Source organism: Pseudorhizobium xiangyangii (genome assembly GCF_020531965.1).
Classification (GTDB): domain Bacteria; phylum Pseudomonadota; class Alphaproteobacteria; order Rhizobiales; family Rhizobiaceae; genus Neorhizobium; species Neorhizobium xiangyangii.
This window is the reverse complement of sequence record NZ_JAJAWH010000058.1, coordinates 1-6,542: the sequence shown is the minus strand read 5'-3', so window position 1 is coordinate 6,542 and position 6,542 is coordinate 1. Positions and strand designations below refer to the sequence as shown.

The following is a 6,542-nucleotide window of genomic DNA, read 5'->3' as shown; positions in this document are numbered from 1 at the left end:
GCGCAGGAATGGCCAGAGACTATACGGACCAGCTAGATCGACTTCGATTCCTAGAATCAACGACGGTGGTTCGAACTGGTTCAAGGCGAAGAAAGTCTCGATTTTGAAGCCTTTAGCGGAAATCATTTCCGTTTCTCTGGCGGTCAGCGGTTTGATTATTATCGACCGTATGCCTCGTTCCACCAGTAGGCTTCAATTCCTCTGTAAGGGAATAAAGTCGGTTCGTTTCGGCGCGGATGGGCGCCCTTTGAGCGAGCAAGAGCCACTGGCAGCCCGGCAAATCTTCTAAGCTGGCCTTTTCTGCTCAGTAACAGCATCTGCCACATCACAGACAGCCTTTTCGCCCAAGAGGAACTCATTTAATCCCTCAGGTTTTTCGCCTTCCGTGACTTGCCACTTCAAGCCGACGTCGCGCTCGCGAAACCAGTCCCCTTTCGATCTCTCTTCCCGAAAAACGTTGCCATGATCTCGAATTCTCGATGCAAAAGAAGGTGGGATTTCACAATCCTGCTTGCGCTTGCGAGCCTCCTCCACTGGCGTCAATTTCAGCGACGGCACTCGGCCTGAGCATGATAACGTAGCCGGCATTGCCCGCCTCGCAGGTATTCGGGAAGGTCTGTGTGCGGTCACCGCGCTGGCCGCAAACGGGGCGGTACTCGCGGGTGCAGGCGCGGTCGCCACCCGGGCGGCCAGGGCGATCCGGGCGGTCCCAATCAGGACGTTCGGGCCTGTCAGGCCTCTCAGGACGATCCCAGTCCGGACGGTCTGGGTGGCCTTGACCCTGGCATTCACCGGAACCGACAATGCGGAAGCCGCGGGCGCGTGCCTGGCAGGAATTGCTCAATGTTTCGAGGCGTCCGTTGCGCTCGCCGCAGACCGGGCGATAGTCCATCGTGCACATTGCCTGCTCCGGCTCGGGCCGCGACGGCGGGTAGTCGCCTCCCGGGCCAGACGGCGGACCGCCTTCGACACAAGCCGAAAGCATTGGCAGAAGTAGCACGAGCGAAAGCTTGTTTATCCGTGCTACAGCGGCCGGAAGGAACATGAACGCTTGACGCTCGCACGAAAAATGATGGAGCGGCGACTGGTCGGGAAACGCACATCGAGCTGGAGATGGCGCAGCCGCTGGTGTCGGCCGGGATGATGGCGAAGGAGCTTGCCCTTACGCCGCGGGTCGTCGAGGAGCTGGGTTTGTGCGAGATGACGGGGAGGGGCGGTTTCGGGCCTGGGGTGACGCGGCTGCAAGCACGCCACACAATCCCAAACTTCGTCAACTCTCATCCGTCGAGCAATCTGAGAAGATCTGCGATCTTGATCGTCGAAAAATTCGAGAAAGTATCGCAGATCGCATAGGGCAGAACGATCTGGTCATTATGGCGCATCGCACCGCAGGTATAGACGACATTCGGCACATAGCCTTCTCGCTCAGAGGGTTCCGGTCGAACCAGCGGCTCCCTGGATCGGGCAAGAACGATCGACGGATCGGCCTTGTCCAGAAGAGCCGCTCCGATTGCATATCTGCGGACCGGGCCGACGCCATGGGTTAGCAACAGCCAGCCCTCGTCAAGTTCTATCGGCGAACCGCAGTTTCCCATCTGAACGAACTCCCACGGAAACTTGGGCCCCAGGATCACTTGGCCCCCGTCCCAGCGGTGCAGGTCGTCAGAATACAGGAGATAGAGGTTCTCGTTGTCCTGTCGCCCAATCATCGCATAGCGGCCCTCGAGCTTGCGCGGGAAAAGGGCCATTCCCTTGTTTCTGGCCGCCGCCCCCTCCAAAGGGGTCATACTGAAGGATATGAAGTCTCGGGTCGCCAGCAGTTCGGAGCGGATCGCTTTTCCACTATAGGCGGTGTAGGTGGCATAGAACGTTCTCTTTCCCTCGTCTGTGAACTCAACGAAACGGGCATCCTCGATGCCGTTAGACTGGTTCGGCGTAACGGGGAAGATGACCCGTTCACTGATGTGCTGCTGGGAGCTGAAGCTCAACTCGACATTCTCTCCAAGTGGAACCGGGGACCGCAGATCCACACTTGGCGTGGAAGCCAATCGTGCTGTCGGCTCGATCTCCACATTGCCATCGGCGCCAATCATCCCTGTTCTGAACGTCAGCGAGGATACATGCCCTTCCCCGACTGCGCGCAAGCTGACAACGATGCGCCGGCTCCCCTCCGGCACCCCAGATTGATCCGGATGGGAAACAATTGAGGGATTGAAGAGTGCCGATGCTTCGAACGAATACTCATGCAGAAAATACGCGCCGACAAGCTGACGCTGCACCTCAGTGAAGTCCGCATGCGCCGAAAATGCTTCCTCCATCTGGCCCGCGCGATCCTCAAAAGTTCCAAGTAGGTTCCTGTGACGTTCGTCGAAATTCTCCAGCACCTCTGCAAGAAGGCTTTCTGCCGTTTCGTCATCGAGCGCCAGAACCCTGTCGACGATGAGGTTCGCCCGCGTCTTGTCAGCGGGGTTAAGATCCCGCGGCTCGATCGAGAGTTTGAAGGGGCGCACGACGACACGCGACGGATCGGGCCGCAGGAACAACGCCTGCCGGTTCAGAAAGGTTGATTGCAACATGTGATCCCGATTCTATCTGGATTGGATTTCAAGCACTCAGTGCGCGAAGCGGGGCGAAAGTCGCCTGCTGATCGTTCAGCCGCACAAGTTCACGTAAGTCCACCAGCCCCAGGAGATAGGCCAGCACGGACTCTCCGCCTCTATTCTCGTTGGCGCGATCGGGATGCAGTCCGTCCCTACAGCTGCCCGTATCAAGATCAACGAGCGGCGATGACAGGTCATTGCAGCCCAGGAACCAAGCAAAAGCGCAATGCGCGTTGAGGATCCATTCGGGACTATGGTCGGCATGCCTTGCTGCGAGGCATGCCGCAATCGTGGCCGCCACTTCCACGGGCTGTTGATCAAAATGTTGCGGCGTCGCACGGCCGTTTCGGAAAAAGCCGTCCGTTCCAACAGGCCGAAAATGACCTTCCGGCGCAATTTGCAAGGGCATGAGCCAACGCAGGGTTTTCAGCCCCGCGGCGACATGGGAGGGTGTGCCGGTAGCGATACCGGACACGATCAGCGCCTGGGACAGCCGTGCATTGTCATAGGAGAGGCCTTCCTCGAACCACGTCCAGTCCTTCGTCTCGGTGCGCGCGAGGAGGTCCAGCAGACGATCTGCAAGGCGCGTTCGAAGTCGTCGGGCGAAGATGTCGTGACCGGATGCCGTGCAATAACCCTCCAGTCCAAGCAGTGTGAACGCCCACGCACGTGGTGAGGTGAACTTGTCCATAGACGGCAAGGCTTGGGCGAACAAGTTGGCTGCCCATGTTCGCCGCGACGGATCCGTGTCATCCCGGGCGCACTGCCCTAAAGCCCATAGGGTCCGGCCATGGCTATCCTCGGAACCTCTGTCCTCAAGCCAACGCCGGTCAAAGCTCATGAAGTTGCGAAACAGCTTTTCGTCAGGATTCCAGGCGTGCTGCACAAAGGAGGCAAACCGGGTTGTCAGGACGTCCGGGAAGGTTTCCTCCCCCGCCGTGTTGAGGCTCATTGCGAGAAGGAGAGCTCGAGCATTGTCATCCACGCAATACCCGTGGGACCGATCCGGCACCGAACGGACGGCATGCTGGAACAGGCCCGTGTCGTCACACATCGACATGAGGTAGGCGAATTGCGGCTCCGGCAGGCCAGCCGACATCAGCGCCGGAAGCGTCCGGCCCGTTGGATGAAGTGCGCCTAGACCAGGCGCAGGTTGGATCGCTTCCCGGAACACACTGAGATAGCGTTCCGCCGTCCTTTGCCAGGTCATCGATCGGCTGCCGTCATAAGCACGCCGCCGCAGAGCATCACGACGCGCATGGTCAGTCAGCAACCCGGCAATCTCGCTGCCGATCGCCTCCGCATTGCCGAAAGGAACGAGAACGCCCCGGCCCCGCGCCAGAAGCTCGCTTGCATGCCAATACGGTGTCGAGACGACCGCCTTGCCCAGGCCGAAGCTGTAGGCAAGCGTCCCCGACGTCATCTGAGCCTCGTTGAGATAGGGCGTTACATACACATCGCACATGGAAATGAAGTCCAGAAGTGTCGGCTGATCGACAAACTGATCGAGGAAGACGACATGATCCTCCACACCAATGTCGCGCACGCGGGCTATCAGGCTTTCACGATATGTCTCGCCCTCATGACGGACGAGATTGGGATGGGTCGCGCCAAGCACCACATAGACGGCATCGAGCTGACTCTTCAGGATTTGCGGCATGGCATCAATCATGATCTCGATGCCTTTGTTGGGCGAGAGGAGCCCGAACGTCAGGATGACGGAGCGATCCTTGAAACCGAGCTTGGCCTTTGAGATGGCTGGCTCGGTGAATTCGATATCCGGGATCCCGTGTGCGATGACTTCGATCCTCTTGGCCGGGACACGGTACACGTCCTGCAGGAGCGCGCGGCCTTTCTCCGCCATGACGATGACCTTCGCTGATTTTTCAATAATCTGCACCAGAACTTCACGTTGAGCCGCAGCGGGTTCCGCAAGAACTGTATGGAGCGTGGTCACCACAGGCATATCGAGCCGCGCCAGCAGGGAGAGGATATGAGATCCGGCTTCGCCGCCAAAGATGCCGAACTCGTGCTGCAGACATACGACGTCGAAGTTGCCTCTGTTCAGGGCTTCCGCTGCGCCAATGTAATCCTCCAGGCAATCGTCATTGATCTGAAGCAGGACGTTGGCGGGGTAGTCGTAAGTTTGGCCGTGGTCAGTCATTGCCACGATTGACGTCCTTCCGCTCGCAGGCGAGCGCGAAACTGCCTCCTGCAGGTCGCTCGTGAAGGTAGCAATGCCGCATCGGCGGGGAAGCGAGTTGCCGATGAAAGCAATATTCTTGAGATTTGTCATAGATGCCCCTCCAGCAGGCGGAACGGCCAATCGGCAGATTTCTGCGCGAGACTGGGCAATTCACAGAGTTCATGGGAAGCTGCGATTTCGATGTCCGGCGCGATGAGCTCGCGCAACAGGTTCTGCTCGGCCACGCTGCCTGCATAGGCCAGCAAGACTGTGAGGCCTGCAGATCCGGCTTCGATGACAGCTTGATCCGCCTCGACAAAGAATGCATCTCCCACCGCCGCAGGTATCGCTCCGATGGTCGCATCGCCGCCGGCAACCAGAAGCCACGTTTCCCGTTCAGCCGTTAGCGCCCACCGTGATTTCGGGAGAATGTCTACCCGCTCCAAAACGAAAAAGGCGCAGGACATGAGTTGGGTTCTGGCCGCCGTGAGGCGCATCCGGGACACGTCCGATTTGGTCGGCCTTCGATCGGCGGCAGCAATCGCTTCCTCGATATGCAACTCTCGTCCGTTGCCGGGATCAAGAAGCCGGAAGGTCGTGTCACTTCTCTGCTGGATCTCGGCGATCACCAGACCGGCACCAATGGCGTGGATTGTTCCCGCAGGAACGAAAAACACATCGCCCTTTGCAGCATCGCGCCATTGCACGAGATCCGAGACAGAGCCATCGCCAATGGCCGCCCGCAGCTCAGCTTCGGTCAAGACACGTTTCACCCCGATGCCGACCTGTGCACCGGGCTGGGCGGACAGCACATACCATGCCTCGGTCTTCCCGTTTGCCATCCCGCTGGCCTGTGCGTAGGCATCATCGGGATGAACCTGGATCGATAGTGGCTCGTTTGCGAACAGAATCTTGAGAAGCAGGGCAGGCTCCGGGGCATGTGCCTCGGCACGATCAAACCTGAGTTCGCCGACGGCGGTTGCCCGGCTGTCGATCTGGCTCCAGGGTCTGAGGTCATGGCTGCCCCAGGGCTTGTAGGCGATCCTGGCGGTAGCGGACTCTAACGTCATGAGAAGATCTCCTGTATCTCGCCGCTAAGATCGAAACAATCCGAGATCGGAGGAACGTCCTTCGGGGCCAGTCGGGGCCAAAAGGATTTGGACGCGTTGAGGCTGTTCACTTCGGTGGAAGGGGCGAAAATCGCCATGCTCTTCTATGTGAAGGGCGTCAGAACTGCGGTGAAACCCGCATATCGGCGAATGACCTTTATCATCCGCAATAATGAATATGTGGATGTTTCCGCAAACTTCAAGCGCCTGCCACCGACTTAAAGCCCCCCACAGCCACGTCATTCAAGACGTCCTGGGTGTCTACAGGACAGCCAATCCACGCTGCAACCCTTCTGGGACCCCGGGCTTCTGCAAGATCGGCATTAGTCAGCGGAGGCCTTTCATGTTGCTATGTCGATGAAAAGAGCGCGTGGTGGTCTGGGGGCGCCAAGCCACCTGGGAGTGAACAATGACTATCGAATGGAGAGCATTGGTCCGCATTCGCATCGGGACCGGTTCTGCCGACCTCATCACCGGACCGAACGATGCGTTCGAAGCGCTCAGTAACCGCTGGCCCGCCGAGCGCGGTCCCCACTATAAGGACGCCAAGCGGCTTTGCAGCATAGCGATTGGTGGTGGTCTCCCTCCAGAAGTCGCCAGGGAAGCGTTTATCGCTGCAGCACTTGAGGCGGCCGTATTGGCCTAGAG

6 protein-coding genes and 1 pseudogene are annotated in these 6,542 nt (G+C 58.9%); 3 read left to right on the top strand and 4 right to left on the bottom strand.

Features of this window, described 5'->3' with window-relative positions; genetic code table 11:
* Positions 1 to 289 (top strand): hypothetical protein (locus LH464_RS23810; protein WP_226788889.1); only part of this gene is annotated, 289 nt, incomplete at its 5' end.
* A gap of 210 nt (positions 290 to 499) precedes the next feature.
* Here the strand turns inward: LH464_RS23810 and LH464_RS23805 are convergent.
* Positions 500 to 901 carry a Kazal-type serine protease inhibitor domain-containing protein gene (locus LH464_RS23805; RefSeq protein ID WP_226788888.1) on the bottom strand — a complete coding sequence of 134 codons (402 nt, stop codon included), beginning with the start codon at positions 899 to 901 and terminating at the stop codon, positions 500 to 502.
* A 129-nt stretch (positions 902 to 1,030) separates the two neighbouring features.
* Between LH464_RS23805 and LH464_RS23800 the strand changes: the two are divergent.
* Positions 1,031 to 1,232 (top strand): annotated as a pseudogene (locus LH464_RS23800) (helix-turn-helix domain-containing protein); the annotation flags it as partial.
* Positions 1,233 to 1,277: 45 nt separating this feature from the next.
* Here the strand turns inward: LH464_RS23800 and LH464_RS23795 are convergent.
* From LH464_RS23795 to LH464_RS23785, 3 genes are read right to left on the bottom strand one after another with little or no spacing between them, the layout of a single operon-like run.
* Positions 1,278 to 2,576, bottom strand: a complete 1,299-nt coding sequence (locus LH464_RS23795) for a glycoside hydrolase family 130 protein (protein ID WP_226788887.1) — start codon at positions 2,574 to 2,576, stop codon at positions 1,278 to 1,280.
* Positions 2,577 to 2,604: 28 nt separating this feature from the next.
* Positions 2,605 to 4,896, bottom strand: coding sequence for a glycosyltransferase family 4 protein (locus LH464_RS23790; RefSeq protein ID WP_226788886.1), 2,292 nt, complete (start codon positions 4,894 to 4,896; stop codon positions 2,605 to 2,607).
* Complete coding sequence (locus LH464_RS23785; protein WP_226788885.1) at positions 4,893 to 5,855, bottom strand: class I mannose-6-phosphate isomerase; 963 nt, start codon at positions 5,853 to 5,855, stop codon at positions 4,893 to 4,895. Before LH464_RS23785 ends, LH464_RS23790 begins: the two co-directional genes overlap by 4 nt.
* A gap of 448 nt (positions 5,856 to 6,303) precedes the next feature.
* On the opposite strand from LH464_RS23785, the gene LH464_RS23780 reads away from it, so the two are divergent.
* A complete protein-coding gene (locus LH464_RS23780) occupies positions 6,304 to 6,540 on the top strand; it encodes a DUF982 domain-containing protein (protein ID WP_226788884.1) in 237 nt (78 codons plus the stop codon).
* The last annotated feature ends 2 nt before the right edge of the window (positions 6,541 to 6,542 follow it).

Bases quoted from the DNA above. Each gene is read 5' to 3' on its own strand.
- LH464_RS23790 (WP_226788886.1), bottom strand. From the start codon at position 4,896: ATGACAAATCTCAAGAATATTGCTTTCATCGGCAACTCGCTTCCCCGC.
- LH464_RS23785 (WP_226788885.1), bottom strand. From the start codon at position 5,855: ATGACGTTAGAGTCCGCTACCGCCAGGATCGCCTACAAGCCCTGGGGC.
- LH464_RS23805 (WP_226788888.1), bottom strand. From the start codon at position 901: ATGTGCACGATGGACTATCGCCCGGTCTGCGGCGAGCGCAACGGACGC.
- LH464_RS23795 (WP_226788887.1), bottom strand. From the start codon at position 2,576: ATGTTGCAATCAACCTTTCTGAACCGGCAGGCGTTGTTCCTGCGGCCC.
- LH464_RS23780 (WP_226788884.1), top strand. From the start codon at position 6,304: ATGACTATCGAATGGAGAGCATTGGTCCGCATTCGCATCGGGACCGGT.